Annotated in this window: 16 protein-coding genes and 1 tRNA gene; 16 read left to right on the top strand and 1 reads right to left on the bottom strand. The window is 62.8% G+C overall.

Going from position 1 to position 16,721, the window contains the following annotated elements:
* Positions 1 to 153: 153 nt before the first annotated feature.
* The 7 genes from CYJ10_RS20355 to CYJ10_RS20325 all read left to right on the top strand — a co-directional run bounded on the left by CYJ10_RS20355 (position 154) and on the right by CYJ10_RS20325 (position 7,823).
* The gene (locus CYJ10_RS20355) at positions 154 to 1,917 is read left to right on the top strand and encodes an acetolactate synthase 3 catalytic subunit (protein WP_101683275.1); all 1,764 of its coding nucleotides are present in this window, start codon (positions 154 to 156) and stop codon (positions 1,915 to 1,917) included.
* Positions 1,917 to 2,408, top strand: coding sequence for an acetolactate synthase small subunit (gene ilvN / locus CYJ10_RS20350; protein WP_008643328.1), 492 nt, complete (start codon positions 1,917 to 1,919; stop codon positions 2,406 to 2,408). Before CYJ10_RS20355 ends, ilvN begins: the two co-directional genes overlap by 1 nt.
* A 132-nt stretch (positions 2,409 to 2,540) precedes the next feature.
* On the top strand, positions 2,541 to 3,557 hold the full coding sequence (gene ilvC, locus CYJ10_RS20345) for a ketol-acid reductoisomerase (protein WP_101683274.1): 1,017 nt from the start codon (positions 2,541 to 2,543) through the stop codon (positions 3,555 to 3,557).
* Between the two features lie 277 nt (positions 3,558 to 3,834).
* On the top strand, positions 3,835 to 4,488 hold the full coding sequence (locus CYJ10_RS20340) for a phosphatidylserine decarboxylase (RefSeq protein ID WP_066738990.1): 654 nt from the start codon (positions 3,835 to 3,837) through the stop codon (positions 4,486 to 4,488).
* Positions 4,489 to 4,519: 31 nt separating this feature from the next.
* A complete protein-coding gene (pssA, locus tag CYJ10_RS20335) occupies positions 4,520 to 5,422 on the top strand; it encodes a CDP-diacylglycerol--serine O-phosphatidyltransferase (RefSeq protein ID WP_101683273.1) in 903 nt (300 codons plus the stop codon).
* A 71-nt stretch (positions 5,423 to 5,493) separates the two neighbouring features.
* Positions 5,494 to 5,997, top strand: a complete 504-nt coding sequence (gene lysM / locus CYJ10_RS20330) for a peptidoglycan-binding protein LysM (RefSeq protein ID WP_101683272.1) — start codon at positions 5,494 to 5,496, stop codon at positions 5,995 to 5,997.
* A 284-nt stretch (positions 5,998 to 6,281) separates the two neighbouring features.
* Positions 6,282 to 7,823: a 2-isopropylmalate synthase gene (locus CYJ10_RS20325; RefSeq protein ID WP_101683271.1), complete on the top strand. Its 1,542-nt coding sequence runs from the start codon at positions 6,282 to 6,284 to the stop codon at positions 7,821 to 7,823.
* Positions 7,824 to 7,963: 140 nt separating this feature from the next.
* On the opposite strand, the gene CYJ10_RS20320 is transcribed toward CYJ10_RS20325, so the two are convergent.
* Complete coding sequence (locus tag CYJ10_RS20320; protein WP_101683270.1) at positions 7,964 to 8,503, bottom strand: hypothetical protein; 540 nt, start codon at positions 8,501 to 8,503, stop codon at positions 7,964 to 7,966.
* Positions 8,504 to 8,633: 130 nt separating this feature from the next.
* Here CYJ10_RS20320 and CYJ10_RS20315 point away from each other — a divergent pair, with 130 nt between their 5' ends.
* The 9 genes from CYJ10_RS20315 to CYJ10_RS20275 all read left to right on the top strand — a co-directional run bounded on the left by CYJ10_RS20315 (position 8,634) and on the right by CYJ10_RS20275 (position 16,720).
* Entirely contained in the window at positions 8,634 to 9,902 is a 1,269-nt protein-coding gene (locus CYJ10_RS20315; RefSeq protein ID WP_180862998.1) for a branched-chain amino acid ABC transporter substrate-binding protein, read from the top strand.
* Between the two features lie 165 nt (positions 9,903 to 10,067).
* Positions 10,068 to 10,331 (top strand): 30S ribosomal protein S15, encoded by a 264-nt coding sequence (rpsO, locus tag CYJ10_RS20310; RefSeq protein WP_101683269.1) that lies wholly within the window; start codon positions 10,068 to 10,070, stop codon positions 10,329 to 10,331.
* Between the two features lie 444 nt (positions 10,332 to 10,775).
* Entirely contained in the window at positions 10,776 to 12,944 is a 2,169-nt protein-coding gene (gene pnp, locus CYJ10_RS20305) for a polyribonucleotide nucleotidyltransferase (protein WP_101683268.1), read from the top strand.
* A 157-nt stretch (positions 12,945 to 13,101) separates the two neighbouring features.
* Positions 13,102 to 14,106 (top strand): NAD(P)H-quinone oxidoreductase, encoded by a 1,005-nt coding sequence (locus CYJ10_RS20300; protein WP_101683267.1) that lies wholly within the window; start codon positions 13,102 to 13,104, stop codon positions 14,104 to 14,106.
* Positions 14,107 to 14,250: 144 nt separating this feature from the next.
* Positions 14,251 to 14,988, top strand: coding sequence for a triose-phosphate isomerase (gene tpiA / locus CYJ10_RS20295; RefSeq protein ID WP_101683266.1), 738 nt, complete (start codon positions 14,251 to 14,253; stop codon positions 14,986 to 14,988).
* A 50-nt stretch (positions 14,989 to 15,038) separates the two neighbouring features.
* The gene (gene secG / locus CYJ10_RS20290; protein WP_101683265.1) at positions 15,039 to 15,407 is read left to right on the top strand and encodes a preprotein translocase subunit SecG; all 369 of its coding nucleotides are present in this window, start codon (positions 15,039 to 15,041) and stop codon (positions 15,405 to 15,407) included.
* Between the two features lie 209 nt (positions 15,408 to 15,616).
* Positions 15,617 to 15,701 (top strand) — tRNA-Leu (locus tag CYJ10_RS20285).
* A gap of 170 nt (positions 15,702 to 15,871) precedes the next feature.
* On the top strand, positions 15,872 to 16,231 hold the full coding sequence (locus CYJ10_RS20280; protein ID WP_029050851.1) for an NADH-quinone oxidoreductase subunit A: 360 nt from the start codon (positions 15,872 to 15,874) through the stop codon (positions 16,229 to 16,231).
* 6 nt (positions 16,232 to 16,237) lie between these two features.
* Entirely contained in the window at positions 16,238 to 16,720 is a 483-nt protein-coding gene (locus CYJ10_RS20275; RefSeq protein WP_008643342.1) for a NuoB/complex I 20 kDa subunit family protein, read from the top strand.
* The last annotated feature ends 1 nt before the right edge of the window (position 16,721 follow it).

Genomic DNA, 16,721 nt, shown 5'->3' with positions numbered 1-16,721 from the left:
GTATCATCGACGGTTCACACGACATCAGTGGTTGTCTCATCAGACCGCTTATAAGGCGGTCTCTTCATGCAGACGCGCACCGCTTGAACCCGAGCCACAAGCCCGGCAGAGAGCATCCAAACAATTTTTTGCCGAAAATTGCAAAGGACAGAAATGAACATGCCCAGCGCGGAATTCTCCCACGCAGACAGCAATTCATCCTCCGGTCGGGAAATGATCGGAGCGGAAATCCTCGTCAACGCACTTGCCGAAGAAGGCGTCGAATACGTCTGGGGTTACCCCGGCGGCGCAGTGCTCTATATCTACGACGAGCTCCACAAGCAAACAAAATTCGAACACATCCTGGTGCGCCACGAGCAGGCCGCCGTGCATGCCGCTGACGGCTATGCCCGCGCGACCGGCAAGGTGGGCGTGGCACTGGTGACTTCGGGCCCGGGCGTGACCAACGCCGTGACCGGCATCGCCACCGCCTACCTGGATTCGATTCCGATGGTGGTGATCACCGGCAACGTGCCGACCCACGCCATTGGCCAGGATGCGTTCCAGGAATGCGACACCGTCGGCATCACGCGCCCGATCGTCAAGCACAACTTCCTCGTGAAGGACGTGCGCGACCTGGCTGCGACGATCAAGAAGGCGTTCTTCATCGCCGCCACCGGCCGTCCCGGCCCCGTGGTGGTGGACATCCCGAAGGACGTGTCGCGCAACGCCTGCAAGTACGAGTACCCGAAGGCCGTCGACATGCGGTCGTACAACCCCGTGAACAAGGGTCACTCGGGCCAGATCCGCAAGGCTGTGGCACTGCTGCAGGCCGCGGAGCGTCCGTACATCTATTCGGGTGGCGGCGTGGTGCTGGCCAACGCCAGCGACGAGCTGCGCGAGCTGGCCGCACTGACCGGTCATCCGGTGACCAACACGCTGATGGGTCTGGGCGCGTTCCCGGGCACGCACAAGCAGTTCGTCGGCATGCTCGGCATGCACGGCACGTATGAAGCCAACATGGCCATGCAGAACTGCGACGTGCTGATCGCCATCGGCGCCCGGTTCGACGACCGCGTGATCGGCAATCCGTCGCACTTCACCTCGCAGGCACGCAAGATCATCCACATCGACATCGACCCGTCGTCGATCTCGAAGCGGGTCAAGGTGGACATCCCCATCGTCGGCAACGTCAAGGACGTGCTGCAGGAACTGATCGCCCAGATCAAGACCAGCGACGTCAAGCCCAAGCGCGAGGCGCTGGCGAAGTGGTGGGACCAGATCGAGCAATGGCGTTCGGTGGACTGCCTCAAGTACGACCGCAATTCCGAGATCATCAAGCCGCAGTACGTGGTGGAAAAGATCTGGGAACTGACCAAGGGCGACGCGTTCATCTGCTCCGACGTGGGCCAGCACCAGATGTGGGCCGCGCAGTTCTACAAGTTCAACGAGCCGCGCCGCTGGATCAATTCCGGCGGCCTGGGCACGATGGGCGTGGGCCTGCCGTACGCAATGGGCATCAAGAAGGCGTTCCCGGACAAGGAAGTCGTCACCATCACCGGTGAAGGCTCGATCCAGATGTGCATCCAGGAACTGTCGACCTGCCTGCAGTACGACACCCCGGTGAAGATCTGCTCGCTGAACAACGGCTACCTGGGCATGGTGCGCCAGTGGCAGGAAATCGAGTACGACAACCGCTACTCGCATTCCTACATGCAGGCACTGCCCGACTTCGTGAAGCTGGCGGAGTCGTATGGCCACGTGGGCATGCGCATCGAGAAGACGTCAGACGTCGAACCGGCGCTGCGCGAGGCGTTCCGCCTGAAGGATCGCACCGTGTTCCTGGACTTCCAGACCGACCCCACCGAAAACGTGTGGCCGATGGTCCAGGCCGGCAAGGGCATCTCCGAGATGCTGCTCGGCGTGGAGGACCTGTAATGCGTCACATCATTTCGGTCCTGCTGGAAAACGAACCCGGCGCGCTGTCGCGCGTGGTGGGCCTGTTCTCGGCCCGTGGATACAACATCGAGACGCTGACGGTGGCTCCCACCGAAGATGCGTCGCTGTCGCGGATGACCATCGTCACCACCGGTTCGGACGACGTGATCGAACAGATCACGAAGCACCTGAACCGCCTGGTGGAAGTGGTCAAGGTGGTGGATCTGACCGAAGGCGCGCATATCGAACGCGAGCTGATGCTGGTCAAGGTCCGTGCCGTGGGCAAGGAGCGCGAGGAAATGAAGCGCACCGCCGACATCTTCCGTGGCCGCATCATCGATGTGACCGAAAAGACGTACACCATCGAGCTGACCGGCAACGGCGGCAAGCTGGATGCGTTCCTCGATGCCATCGACCGCACCGCGATCCTGGAAACCGTCCGTACGGGCGGCTCCGGCATCGGCCGTGGCGAGCGCATCCTGAAGGTCTGACCGGCGCCCCCGGCAACAGAGCACGGCCACAAGCCGACACGCAGTATCCCGAAGCGGCGCGACGACCCCAACAACAGTCAGGCGTTGCGCCGCCACCCCAATACGAAGATTTGAGAAATTGAAGGAACTATCATGAAAGTGTTTTACGACAAGGACGCCGACCTCTCCCTCATCAAGGGCAAGAACGTCACCATCATCGGCTACGGCTCGCAAGGCCACGCCCACGCGCTGAACCTGAAGGATTCGGGCGTGAACGTGACGGTCGGTCTGCGCAAGAGCGGCGCGTCGTGGAACAAGGCCGCCAATGCAGGCCTGCAGGTCAAGGAAGTGGCCGAAGCCGTGAAGGGCGCGGACGTGGTCATGATCCTGCTGCCGGACGAGCAGATCGCCGACGTGTACAAGAACGAAGTGCACGCCAACATCAAGGAAGGCGCCGCACTGGCCTTCGCCCACGGCTTCAACGTGCACTACGGTGCCGTGATCCCGCGCGCCGACCTGGACGTGATCATGATCGCCCCGAAGGCCCCGGGCCACACGGTGCGTTCGACGTACTCGCAAGGTGGCGGCGTGCCGCACCTGATCGCCGTGCACCAGAACAAGTCCGGCGCTGCCCGTGACATCGCGCTGTCGTACGCCACCGCCAACGGCGGCGGCCGTGCCGGCATCATCGAGACGAACTTCCGCGAAGAAACCGAAACCGACCTGTTCGGCGAGCAGGCCGTGCTGTGCGGCGGTACCGTCGAGCTGATCAAGGCTGGCTTCGAGACGCTGGTGGAAGCCGGCTACGCTCCGGAAATGGCCTACTTCGAGTGCCTGCACGAACTGAAGCTGATCGTCGACCTGATCTACGAAGGCGGCATCGCCAACATGAACTACTCGATCTCGAACAACGCTGAATATGGCGAATACGTCACCGGCCCGCGCGTCGTGACGGAAGAGACGAAGAAGGCCATGAAGCAGTGCCTGACCGACATCCAGACCGGCGAATACGCCAAGAGCTTCCTGCTGGAAAACAAGGCCGGCGCCCCGACGCTGATCTCGCGCCGTCGCCTGACGTCCGAGCACCAGATCGAGGAAGTGGGTGCGAAGCTGCGCGCGATGATGCCGTGGATCGCCAAGAACAAGCTGGTCGACCAGTCGAAGAACTAAGCAGTACGGGCAGAAGCGGGGCACCCGGCCGATGCGGCCAGGTGCCCCGCCAGTGCCGCAGCCGTCCAGTCGGCCGCCGGTCTTTTGTGATTGCACAAGACATTTCGGCGGTGACTGGGCGGCTTTTTGTTATCCTTGTCGGACTTTTTCAGGCACAGGCCTGATTTTTTCTTATCTCTCGCGCCGACATATCCTGAATGCATGGCACGCGGTACGCTGCGGGCTGGCTTTGCGACAGGATTTGCACACGCTGTGCGAACAACAGAACAACGCTTGCATGAACTATCCTCATCCGCTTATCGCCCGTGAAGGCTGGCCGTTCCTGGCCGGCGCTTTCATCATCTCGCTGCTGGTGCATGTCAGCGCGGGCTTCTGGTGGGCGTTGCCGTTGTGGATCATCACGATTTTCGTGCTGCAGTTCTTCCGCGACCCGCCGCGGCCGATTCCGTCGGCACCGAACGCGATCCTGGCGCCGGCCGATGGCCGCATCGTGGTGGTCGAGAAGACGCAGGACCCGTATGCTGGCCGCGAGGCACTGAAGATCAGCGTGTTCATGAACGTGTTCAACGTCCACTCGAACCGTGCTTCGCTGGACGGCAAGGTGGAGAAGCTCGAATACTTCCCGGGCAAGTTCGTCAACGCGGACCTGGACAAGGCATCGCTGGAAAACGAGCGCAACGCGGTGGTGATCCGCCGTGCGGCCGATGGCCAGCTCGTCACGCTGGTGCAGGTGGCTGGCCTGGTGGCACGCCGTATCCTGTGCTACACCCGGGTGGGTGACACGCTGTCGCGCGGCCAGCGCTATGGCTTCATCCGCTTTGGCTCGCGCGTTGACGTGTACCTGCCCGTCGATGCCCGCCCGCGCGTGACGATCGGCGAGAAGGTGTCGGCCTCGTCGACCGTGCTCGCCGAGCTGGACGTCCAGGCCTGAGGCCGGACCGGTCCGCGACAGGAGACCTGGCATGGGTGCCTTCAACCGACGCAACAAGCGTGTGAGCAATGGCAACGTGACGCACCTGCGTCCGTTCCGTCATAACCAGCTGCGCAACGACGCCGCCTACGAGGGCGACGAGCACGACATCGAGTACGTCCGGCCGCGCCGGCGCGGCATTTACCTGCTGCCCAATGCGTTTACCACGGCGGCGCTGTTCGCGGGCTTTTTCGCGATCGTGCAGGCCATGAACATGCGCTTCGACGTGGCGGCCATCGCCATTTTCGCGGCCATGGTGCTCGACGGCATGGATGGCCGCGTGGCGCGCATCACCAATACGCAGAGCGCGTTTGGCGAGCAGTACGATTCGCTGTCGGACATGACGTCGTTCGGCGTCGCGCCGGCGCTGGTGATGTACGAGTGGATCCTGCACGACCTGGGCAAGTGGGGCTGGATTGCTGCCTTTGTCTATTGCACTTGCGCCGCGCTGCGGCTGGCCCGCTTCAACGCCAATATCGGTGTGGTCGACAAGCGCTTCTTCCAGGGCCTGCCGAGCCCGGCCGCGGCCGCGCTGGTAGCCGGCTTCGTCTGGCTGGCCATCGACAACAAGCTGCCCGTGAAGGAGCTGTGGATGCCGTGGGTTGCCTTTGCGATCACGCTCTATGCGGGGCTGTCGATGGTGTCGAACGCGCCGTTCTATAGCGGCAAGGCGCTCGATGTGCGCTACCGCGTGCCGTTCGGCATGATGGTGCTGGTTCTGGTCTTGTTCGTGATCGTATCGTCGGATCCGCCGGTGGCGTTGTTTGGCCTGTTCGTGGCCTACGCGATCTCGGGCTACCTGCTATGGGCCTGGCGTGCGCTGCACGGCCATCCGGGTGGGGTGGCCAAGGCGCGTGCCGGTGGCAACGGCAACGGCGCGGGCAGCGGCAACTGACCGGGTTTTGAAGAAAGGGCGCTCATCGGGCGCCCTTTTGTTTTTCCGTTCCACAACCTCAGGAGAATGTCATGGGCATGTTCGACTTCATCAAGGAAGCGGGAGAGAAACTGTTCGGCAAGGGCGAGGCGAAGGCGGCACAGGAAGCTGCCGCCGCGGACCCGTCGGCCGCGGACAAGGCCGAGGCGGCGAACCGTGCGGCCGGCGATGCCATCGAGGCCTATATCGCCCAGATGGGGCTGTCGGCCACCGGCCTGACCGTGACCGTGGACGGCTCGCAGGGCAAGGTCTCCGTATTCGGCGTGGCGCCCGATCAGGCCACGCGCGAGAAGATCATCCTGTGCTGCGGCAATGTGGAGGGCGTGGATTCGGTCGAGGACAAGATGTCGGTCAACGTGGAGACGGCCGAGTCGCAGTGGCATACCGTGGTGAAGGGGGACACGCTGTGGGCGATTTCCCAGGCCGCGTACGGCAATGGCGCCGAATACAACAAGATATTCGAGGCCAACAAGCCGATGCTGACGCACCCGGACAAGATCTACCCGGGGCAAAAACTGCGTATTCCTCCGAAATAACCCGGTTGCGCACCCACGGCAAACCGGCTATAGTCGCCCACATGATTTCGCGCCAGACCCTAATCGCTCGCACCACCCTAGGTGGCCTACTAGGCCATCAGGTCGGGACGCGCGCGCGCTAAGGGAATCGGTTACCGCCCTGGCGCGGAAATCACCAGGATTTTGAAAACGCCCCGGCCTGCATTCATGCACGCCGGGGCGTTTTGCATTCCGATCTGAATGCCCGGTGTCGTGATAGCGGGACGGCGGACCAGCACATAAGTACAGCCCAGGAGCTCCACAAAATGTCTGACAAACTCATCATTTTCGACACCACCTTGCGCGACGGCGAGCAGTCGCCCGGTGCGTCCATGACCCGCGAGGAGAAGATCCGCATTGCGCGTCAGCTGGAACGCCTGAAGGTCGATGTGATCGAGGCCGGCTTTGCGGCCAGCTCCAACGGCGATTTCGAGGCGATCCGCTCGATTGCCCAGGTCGTTAAGGATTCGACGATCTGCTCGCTGGCCCGCGCCAACGACAAGGACATCGCGCGTGCGGCCGAGGCGCTGAAGCCGGCCAACTCGTTCCGTATCCACACGTTCATCGCCACGTCCGCGCTGCATATGGAGAAGAAGCTCCGCATGACGCCGGACCAGGTCTACGAACAGGCCCGCCTGGCGGTGCGCTTCGCGCGCCAGTTCACCGACGACATCGAGTTCTCGCCCGAAGACGGCAGCCGCTCGGACATGGACTTCCTGTGCCGCGTGCTCGAAGGCGTGATTGCCGAAGGTGCGACCACGATCAACCTGCCCGATACCGTGGGCTATGCCGTGCCGGAAGGCTATGCGGAACTGATCCGTTCGGTACGTGAGCGGATTCCGAATTCGGACAAGGCGGTCTGGTCGGTGCATTGCCATAACGACCTGGGTATGGCCGTGGCGAACTCGCTAGCTGCGGTGAAGCTGGGCGGCGCGCGGCAGATCGAATGCACGATCAACGGTCTGGGCGAGCGCGCCGGCAACACGAGCCTGGAAGAAGTGGTGATGGCCGTGAAGACGCGCCGCGACTACTTCAATATGGACGTTGGCATCGACACCACGCAGATCGTGCCGGCATCCAAGCTCGTGTCGCAGGTCACCGGATTCGTGGTGCAGCCGAACAAGGCCGTGGTGGGCGCCAATGCGTTTGCCCACGCCTCGGGCATCCACCAGGATGGCGTGCTCAAGGCGCGCGACACCTACGAGATCATGCGCGCGGAGGACGTGGGCTGGACCGCCAACAAGATCGTGCTTGGCAAGCTTTCGGGTCGCAATGCATTCAAGCAGCGCCTGCAGGAACTGGGCATCGCGCTTGAAAGCGAAGCCGAAGTCAACGCCGCGTTCACCCGCTTCAAGGAACTGGCCGACCAGAAGGCCGAGATCTTCGACGAAGACATCATGGCGATCGTTTCCGACGAAGAGCAGGAAAACGCCAACGAGCACTATCGTTTCGTGTCGCTGTCGCAGCGCTCGGAAACCGGCGAGCGTCCGCATGCCCGCGTGGTGTTCAACATCGATGGCTCCGAGCACGCTGGCGAGGCCGAAGGCAATGGTCCGGTGGATGCCACGCTGCACGCCATCGAAGGCTGCGTGAACAGCGGTGCCGAACTGGTGCTGTATTCGGTGAACGCCATCACGGCCGGTACGCAGGCTCAGGGCGAAGTGACCGTGCGCCTGTCCAGGGCCGGCCGCATCGTCAATGGCGTGGGTACCGATCCGGATATCGTCGCCGCATCGGCCAAGGCTTACCTGGCCGCACTGAACAAGCTGCACGACAAGGCCGTGCAGAAGATCAATCCGCAGATCTGACCTTTATCTGACCTGATTCCTGCGATGCGATGGCGGGGCTTACAAGGCCCCGGCTGTCATGAACCGCCCGGCCCGCTGCGTATCCCGCGGGGCCGGGCGGTTTGTCGTTTGTGCGCGGCTCAATGCCGGTCTGATGCCGCTCAACGCGGGTCGGGGCGGTCGCGCAGCGGATCGGGGGTGACCAGCGTCCGGCGCAGCACGCCCGCATCGTCGAACATGAAGTTGAACATCGAGTACCACTGGTCTTCGTGCAGGAAGCGGTAGCTCCAGGCTTCCTGTTTCAGGCGCGGGTAGTACTCGATCGGCTCGCGCGGCGCGCCGAAGTGCTCCAGCACGTCCTTCTTGGTCCACTCGTTGATCTTGGCCTTGTAGAGCTCGGTCGTGGTCAGCATCTGGCGGAAATTCGTCAGCTTGCCATCCCGATCGAAATCGGCCGCATAGGAATATTCGCCAAGCGGCTGCTTCGAGTAGAACCAGCGCGTGGTACCGTCGTCGAGCCGGTACACGTCGGTGGGCTTGCCGAACGTCGCTTCCACGGCGCTCTGTGGCTGGCCAACCAGCTTGAGGCCCGTGCTGACGGGGGCCAGTGCGGGCCCGAGGCCGCTGCAGCCGGCCAGGGCGCCGGCGGCCAGTGTCACGGCGGCAATCCAGTGCCGGGCGACTTTCGGGAATGTCGTCATGTTCAGTGATCCATCGCAAAAAAGTGCGTTTGGCGTAGTGTAGCGGGCACGGGCGCAATGTGTGTACCATCGCGGCTTTTGCGCAGAAGAAGGGAAGTCTCGAATGGGCGGAATCCGAACAAGCGGGTGCATGAGCCGGCTGCGGGCCTGGCTGGCTGCGGCCCTGTGCTGTGCCGCAACGGCCGCGATGGCGCAGCAGCCGTCGGGCGCGCCGATCCGGCTGGGCATGATCGACGGGCTGTCCGGCCCCTTCGCCAATGCCGGCGAAGCCGTGGTGCGTAACCTGCGGATGGCGATCGAGCGGATCAATGCCCAGGGCGGCGTAAAGCTGCCCGATGGTGCCCATCCGCTGGAACTGGTGACGTTCGACAGCAAGGGCAACGTCGATGAGAGCCTGATCCAGTTTCGTGGTCTGGTCGACAAGCGCATCCCGTTTGTCCTGCAAGGCAACAGCTCGGCGGTGGCCAGCGCCCTGGTGGCGGCGATCAATCGCCAGAACCAGCGCCAACCCGATGTCCGCGTGCTGTTTCTGAACTATTCGGCCGTCGATCCCACGCTGACCAACGAAAATTGCAGTTTCTGGCATTTCCGCTTTGACGCCAGCGCGGACATGCGAATGCAGGCACTGACCGAGGCCATCCGTGGCGAGCACGCGGTGCGCAAGGTCTACCTGATCGACCAGGACTACAGTTTCGGCCACCAGGTGGCGCGTTCGGCGCGCGAGATGCTGGCGGCCAAGCGGCCCGATATCCAGGTCGTGGGCGACGAATTTCATCCCATCGGCAAGGTAAAGGACTTCGCGCCGTATATCGCCAAGATCAAGGCCAGTGGCGCCGATGCGGTGATTACCGGCAACTGGGGTAACGACCTGACGCTGATGGTCAAGGCCGCGCGCGAGGGCGGGCTCAAGGCGCGCTTCTATACGTTCTACGGCAACGGCCTTGGCGCGCCGGCCGCCATGGGCGATGCAGGCGTGGGCAGGGTGCTTGCCGTAGCCGAATGGCATCCGAACGTGGGCGGCGCGGCGTCCGATGCGTTCTACAAGGCGTTCCGCGCCCGTTATCCCGATCCGCGCGACGACTACGTGCATTTGCGCATGCAGATGATGGTGGAAATGCTGGCCCGCGCGATCGAGCAGGCCGGCGGCACCGATGCCGTGGCGGTGGCCTATGCGCTGGAGAACATGCGCTTCACGAACGGGTTCCACGAGGCCACGGTGCGCGCCGACGACCACCAGGTGCTGCAGCCGCTTTATGTCTCGATGATGGCGAAGCAGGGCGGCGAGGTGCGATTCGACAACGAGGGCTCGGGATACGGATTCCGGACCGTCAAGAAGCTGAAGTCGGCCCAGACCACGCTGCCTACCACCTGCCGAATGGAGCGCCCGGCGCGGAATTGAGCCATTGTCCGATGGCGGGCTTCGCCGCTGGGCGGAATTCAGCTATAATCCGCGGCTGTCGTCCGCACGCCACCTGGCTGTGGAAGGCAGATGCCGAGTCAAAGCAAGGCACGACGCAAGTGGCGCATTCCGCGCTGCAGCGTTCGCAAGTGAAAGGAAAACATCATGGCAATTGCCAACAAGTCCGAAGTCATCCAGAAGTTCGCCCGCGCCGCCAACGACACGGGTAGCCCCGAAGTCCAGGTCGCTCTGCTGACCACCCGCATCAACGAACTGACCCCGCACTTCAAGGCCAACATGAAGGATCACCACAGCCGCCGCGGTCTGCTGCGCATGGTGAGCCGTCGTCGTCGTCTGCTGGACTACCTCAAGGCCAACGACGCTGATCGTTACCGTGCCCTGATCGAAGCCCTGGGCCTGCGCAAGTAAGGTCTGCGGATGGCAGCACGAATCCTGCAAGCGTTGTTCAAGCACGATTTCACGTGAGGCCACGATGCCTGCGCCAGCACTGCTGGAGCAGGCATTTTGCTTTTCTGCACCGGCGATTTTTGGCTGGGCAGCGTTCAGTGTGATGTTTATTTCACATTAAAATCGGGCGATTTGTCCGTACGCCGTTGCGCCATGCCGTGCGACGGAGTAAGTTACCTCGCTCTTTCTGACACCGGAACCGGCCAACGAAACGGGGTTTTGTGTCATTCCATCGCGTATCGCATCGTCCTCATGCTGGGCCGGACGGTGGCGCGATGGAATGGCATAGCACTTCCCTGAGACTGCGGCCCGGGGCAAATTCCGGCAGTCCGCCTGCCGCTGCGAGCGCAGGCGTCGGCCCGCCGTATCTGTTTACGGCAGGCAAGCATGAATCAAGGAACGCTCATGACCATGTTCAACAAGATCGTCAAGGAATTCCAATGGGGCCAGCACACGGTCCGCATGGAAACCGGCGAAGTCGCCCGGCAGGCATCGGGTGCCGTGATCGTCGACGTGGAAGACACCGTGGTGCTGGCCACCGTGGTGGCAGCCAAGAGCCCGAAGGCGGGCCAGGACTTCTTCCCGCTGACCGTCGACTACATCGAAAAGACCTACGCCGCCGGCAAGATCCCCGGTGGCTTCTTCAAGCGTGAAGGCCGTCCGTCGGAAAACGAGACGCTGACTTCGCGCCTGATCGACCGTCCGCTGCGTCCGCTCTTCCCGGAAGGTTTCTACAACGACGTGCAGGTGGTTATCCACGTGCTGTCGATCAACCCGGAAGTGCCGGCCGACGTCCCGGCCCTGATCGCCTCGTCGGCCGCGCTGGCCGTGTCGGGCATTCCGTTCAGCGGCCCGGTGGGCGCCGCCCGCGTTGGCTACAAGGACGGCCAATACCTGCTGAACCCGACCCGTTCGCAGATCGCCGCATCGGAACTGGATCTCGTCGTCGCCGGTACCGAGCGTGCCGTGCTGATGGTGGAATCGGAAGCCAACCAGCTGTCGGAAGACGTGATGCTGGGCGCCGTGGTGTATGGCCACGAGCAGATGCAGACCGCCATCAACGCGATCCACGAACTGGTCCGTGAAGGCGGCAAGCCGGAATGGGACTGGGCGCCGGCCGCCAAGAACGAGGCACTGATCGCCAAGGTCGGCGAGATCGGCCTGCCGCTGCTGCAGGAAACGTATCAGCTGCGCCAGAAGTCGGCCCGTAGCGCCAAGCTCAAGGAAGTCTACGCAACCGTGCAGGCCAAGCTGGCCGAAGCCGGCGTGGAAGCCGACAAGGTGGAAGTCGGCAACGTCCTGTTCGATCTGGAAGCCAAGATCGTGCGTGGCCAGATCCTGGCCGGCGAGCCGCGTATCGACGGCCGCGACACGCGCACCGTGCGCCCGATCGAGATCCGTTCGTCGGTACTGCCGCGCGCCCACGGTTCGTCGCTGTTCACGCGTGGCGAAACGCAGGCACTCGCAGTGGCCACGCTGGGCACCAAGAGCGACGAGCAGATCATCGACGCGCTGGCCGGCGAATACCGCGACCGCTTCATGCTCCACTACAACATGCCTCCGTTCGCCACCGGCGAAACGGGTCGCGTGGGCAGCCCGAAGCGTCGTGAAATCGGTCACGGCCGCCTGGCCAAGCGCGCACTGATCCCGGTGCTGCCGAAGGAAGACGAATTCGCCTACACGATCCGCCTGGTATCGGAAATCACCGAATCCAATGGCTCGTCGTCGATGGCCTCGGTGTGCGGCGGCTGCCTGGCACTGATGGACGCCGGCGTTCCGGTGAAGGCGCACGTGGCCGGTGTGGCCATGGGCCTGATCCTGGAAGGCAACAAGTTTGCCGTGCTGACCGACATCCTGGGTGACGAAGATCACCTGGGCGACATGGACTTCAAGGTGGCGGGTACCGATTCGGGTATCACGGCGCTGCAGATGGACATCAAGGTGCAGGGCATCACCAAGGAAATCATGCAGGTGGCACTGGCGCAAGCCCGTGAAGGCCGCATGCACATCCTGGGCAAGATGCAGGAAGCGATGGGCCACGCCCGCACCGAGCTGTCGGAGCACGCACCGCGCATGATCACGATGAAGATCCATCCGGACAAGATTCGTGAAGTGATCGGCAAGGGCGGTTCGACCATCCAGGCGCTGACCAAGGAAACCGGCACGACCATCGACATCCAGGAAGACGGTACGATCACGATCGCGTCGACCTCGACCGACGGCATGGCCGAAGCCAAGCGCCGCATCGAAGGCATCACCGCCGAAGCCGAAGTGGGCAAGATCTACGCCGGTACCGTGCTGAAGCTGCTGGACTTCGGTGCCATCGTGAACATCCTGCCGGGCAAGGACGGTCTGCTGCATATCTCCGAGATCGTCAACGAGCGCGTGAAGGACATCAAGGACTGGCTGAAGGAAGGCCAGCATGTGCGCGTGAAGCTGATCCAGGCCGACGAGAAGGGTCGTCTGCGTCTGTCGCTGAAGGCTGCGCTGGCCGAAGAGGGTGGCAGCATCAGCCCGATCGCCCCGCAAGGCGATGCGCCGGCTGCACCGACCTCGCCGGAGCAGCAGCAGTAAGCTGAACGGTACGCGGTATCGATAGCAGTACCCGTGAAAGCGGCTGGCGATGTCCAGCCGCTTTTTTGTTTACACTGCCGGTCAGTCTTTTACCTGCGCTTGGCGCGCGCATTCTTGCGGCGCGCGATGCGACATACGACATTGATGAGGAGCGATCATGAAAGCCATCGAGATCCGTGAATACGGCGGCCCTGAAGTCCTGCAGGCAACGCAGCGTCCCGACCCGGAGCCGAAGGCCGGAGAGATCCTGATCCGCGTGGCGGCTGCGGGTATCAATCGTCCCGATGTGTTCCAGCGTACGGGCAACTATCCGGTGCCGCCGGGTGCCTCGGACCTGCCGGGTCTGGAAGTGGCTGGTGTGGTGGTGGGTGGCGATCTGTCGAATCCGGCGAACCGCTTCGGGCTGAAGGTGGGCGACCGGGTGTGTGCGCTCGTGCAGGGCGGTGGCTATGCCGAGCTTTGCACGGCGCCGATCGAACAATGCCTGCCGGTGCCCGAGGGCCTCAGCGATATTGAAGCCGCGGCCTTGCCAGAGACGTTCTTTACGGTCTGGAGCAATGTATTTGACCGCGGCCAGCTGGGCAAGGGCCCGCGCGGCGCGGCGGAAACGCTGCTGATCCAGGGTGGTTCGAGCGGCATCGGCACCACGGCGATCCAGATCGCCAAGGCGATGGGCTTCAAGGTGTTCGTCACGGCGGGTAGCGACGACAAGTGCAAGGCCTGCGAGGCGCTGGGCGCCGATCGCGCGATCAACTACAAGACGCAGGACTTCGCCGCCGAGGTCAAGGCATTGACCGAGGGCAAGGGCGTCGACGTGATTCTCGACATGGTGGCCGGTTCGTACCTGGCGCGCGAACTGTCGTGCATCGCAGACGATGGTCGCATCGTCATCATCGCGCTGCTGGGTGGTGGCAAGGCGGAGATTCCGCTGGGCGATATCCTGCGTCGGCGCATCACCGTCACCGGTTCGACGCTGCGCCCGCGTCCGGCATCGTTCAAGGGCGCGATCGCGCAGGCGCTGCATCAGAGCGTCTGGCCGCTGCTGGCATCGGGCAAGATCAAGCCGGTCATCTACAAGGTGTTCCCTGCCGCGCAGGCTGCCGATGCCCATCGACTGATGGAGTCGAGCGAGCACACCGGCAAGATCGTGCTGACCTGGTAAATTTCGTTCGTGGATCCGCAATTGCGCCATTGCCGGTGCAATTGTGGGCCGGTGACCACTGGGTGTCTGCAATTGTCCGCCACGCGCTGGCGGCACCCCCTTGACCACGCTACAATAGCGGGTTTGATTTGAGAGGGGACCCTTGTGAGACAAAAGCTGGTCATCGGCAACTGGAAGATGCACGGCAGCCTTACCGCCAACGCGGCCCTGCTGGAAGGCATCAAGGCAGCGCCGGCCAAGGCGAAACTGGCCGTTTGCGCACCGTTCCCCTATCTTGCCCAGTGCCAGTCGCTGCTCACCGGTACCCAGGTGTCGTGGGGTGCCCAGGACACGTCCGCGGAGACGCGCGGTGCCTTTACGGGCGAAGTCGCGGCGCCGATGCTGGCCGAATTTGGCTGCGCCTACGTGCTGGTGGGTCACTCCGAACGCCGCACCTATCACGCTGAATCCGATGTGACGGTGGCCACCAAGGCGCTGCGTGCACTGGAGTCGGGTCTGGTCCCTGTGGTTTGCGTCGGCGAAACGCTGGCAGAGCGCGAGGCAGGGCAGACCGAGGCCGTAGTGGGGCGTCAGTTGCAAGCCGTGCTCGATGCGCTGTCTATCGAGCAATTGTATTGCATTGTCCTGGCCTATGAGCCCGTCTGGGCCATTGGTACCGGCAAGACCGCAACCAGCGAACAGGCGCAGGCCGTACACGCTGTGTTGCGTGCGCAGGTCGCTGGCAAGGATGCGGGCGTGGCACAACGCATCGCCATTCTGTACGGCGGCAGCGTGAAGCCGGACAATGCGGCAGAACTGTTTTCCATGTCCGACATCGACGGGGGGCTGATTGGCGGCGCCTCGCTGAAGGCGGATGATTTCCTCGCGATCGGCAACGCCTGAATGCCGGATGCGACTGTCTGATCAGGCAAGTACGAAACGAATTTAACCAAATGGCAATTTTCAAGACTCTGTTGGTCGTCGTGCAGGTTCTGTCCGCGCTGGGCGTGATCGGCCTGGTGCTGCTGCAGCACGGCAAGGGTGCCGATGTTGGCGCGGCGTTCGGTTCCGGCGCATCGGGCAGTCTGTTCGGTGCATCGGGCTCGGCAAACTTCCTGTCGCGTACCACGGCCGTCCTGGCGGCGCTGTTCTTCGCTTGCACGCTCGGCCTGACGTTGCTTGGCAACTACAAGCCGCAGGCTTCGCTGGGCGTGATGGCCGCGGGTCAGCAGCCCCAGGCTACCCAGGCTTCGGCGCCGTCCGCTTCGGCTCCTGCAGCGGCTGCCGCCTCGGCACCTGCCGCGCCTGCAGTGCCGAAGTAAGTTTCGGCATCAGCGCAATAATCGAACAGTGTGTTCGCGGATTCCTGATTTAATTTGCAGTTGTGCATTGAACAAATCAGGAATCATGAGTTAGAATGCAAGGCTTGAAACGATTCCCCAGCGCGGGGCGAAAGCCAGTGGACAGACTTCACTGACTACGCTTCGTAGGGTGTAAAAACCCGGCGCAAGGCAATATTGTTTCTCCCCCAGCCGACGTGGTGAAATTGGTAGACACGCTATCTTGAGGGGGTAGTGGCGAAAGCTGTGCGAGTTCGAGTCTCGCCGTCGGCACCAAACAATTGATCGGAAGTCATTGTCGCATCTGTGTCATGCACGGATCGCACCATGATTCTCCGGCAGTCCGCAAGGCGGCGCCGTGCTAAGACGGGATGGCGCCTGGGGTGGGCAACAGGTCGCCGCTAGCTGGTGCTGTTGACAACATTCCAGATAAGGCTGGCCGTACCTTGACACTCGAAGCCTACTTCCCCGTCCTCGTCTTCATCCTCTTTGGCATCGTGCTCGGTGTAGCGCTGATGTCCATTGGTCGGATTCTCGGTCCAAACAATCCTGACGCAGCGAAGCTGTCGCCGTACGAGTGCGGCTTCGAAGCATTTGAGGATGCGCGCATGAAGTTCGACGTGCGCTACTACCTCATCGCCATCCTCTTTATCCTGTTCGATCTCGAAACTGCCTTCCTGTTTCCGTGGGGCGTTGCCCTCAAGGACATCGGTTGGCCGGGATTCATCGCCATGGGCGTGTTTCTGCTGGAATTCATCGTGGGCTTCGTCTACATCTGGAAAAAGGGCGCGCTCGATTGGGAGTGATGTGAAATGGCAATCGAAGGCGTTCTCAACGAAGGCTTTGTCACGACGACCGCTGACAAGCTGATCAACTGGACCCGTACGGGTTCCCTGTGGCCCATGACGTTCGGTCTGGCCTGCTGTGCAGTGGAAATGATGCACGCCGGCGCCGCACGCTACGACATGGACCGTTTCGGCGTGATTTTCCGCCCGTCGCCGCGTCAGTCCGACGTGATGATCGTGGCAGGCACGCTGTGCAACAAGATGGCTCCCGCGCTGCGCAAGGTCTACGACCAGATGGCAGAACCGCGTTGGGTGATCTCGATGGGCTCGTGCGCCAACGGCGGCGGCTACTACCACTACTCGTATTCGGTGGTGCGTGGCTGCGATCGCATCGTGCCGGTCGACATCTATGTTCCGGGCTGCCCGCCGACGGCGGAAGCGCTGATCTACGGCGTGATCCAGCTCCAGAACAAGATCAAGCGTACCAACACCATCGCGCGCAAGGGCTGAC

This window comes from Cupriavidus pauculus (assembly GCF_002858765.1).
Taxonomy (GTDB): Bacteria; Pseudomonadota; Gammaproteobacteria; order Burkholderiales; family Burkholderiaceae; genus Cupriavidus; species Cupriavidus pauculus_B.
The sequence above is the reverse complement of the archived record's forward strand: the minus strand, read 5'-3'. Positions and strand labels throughout refer to the sequence as shown.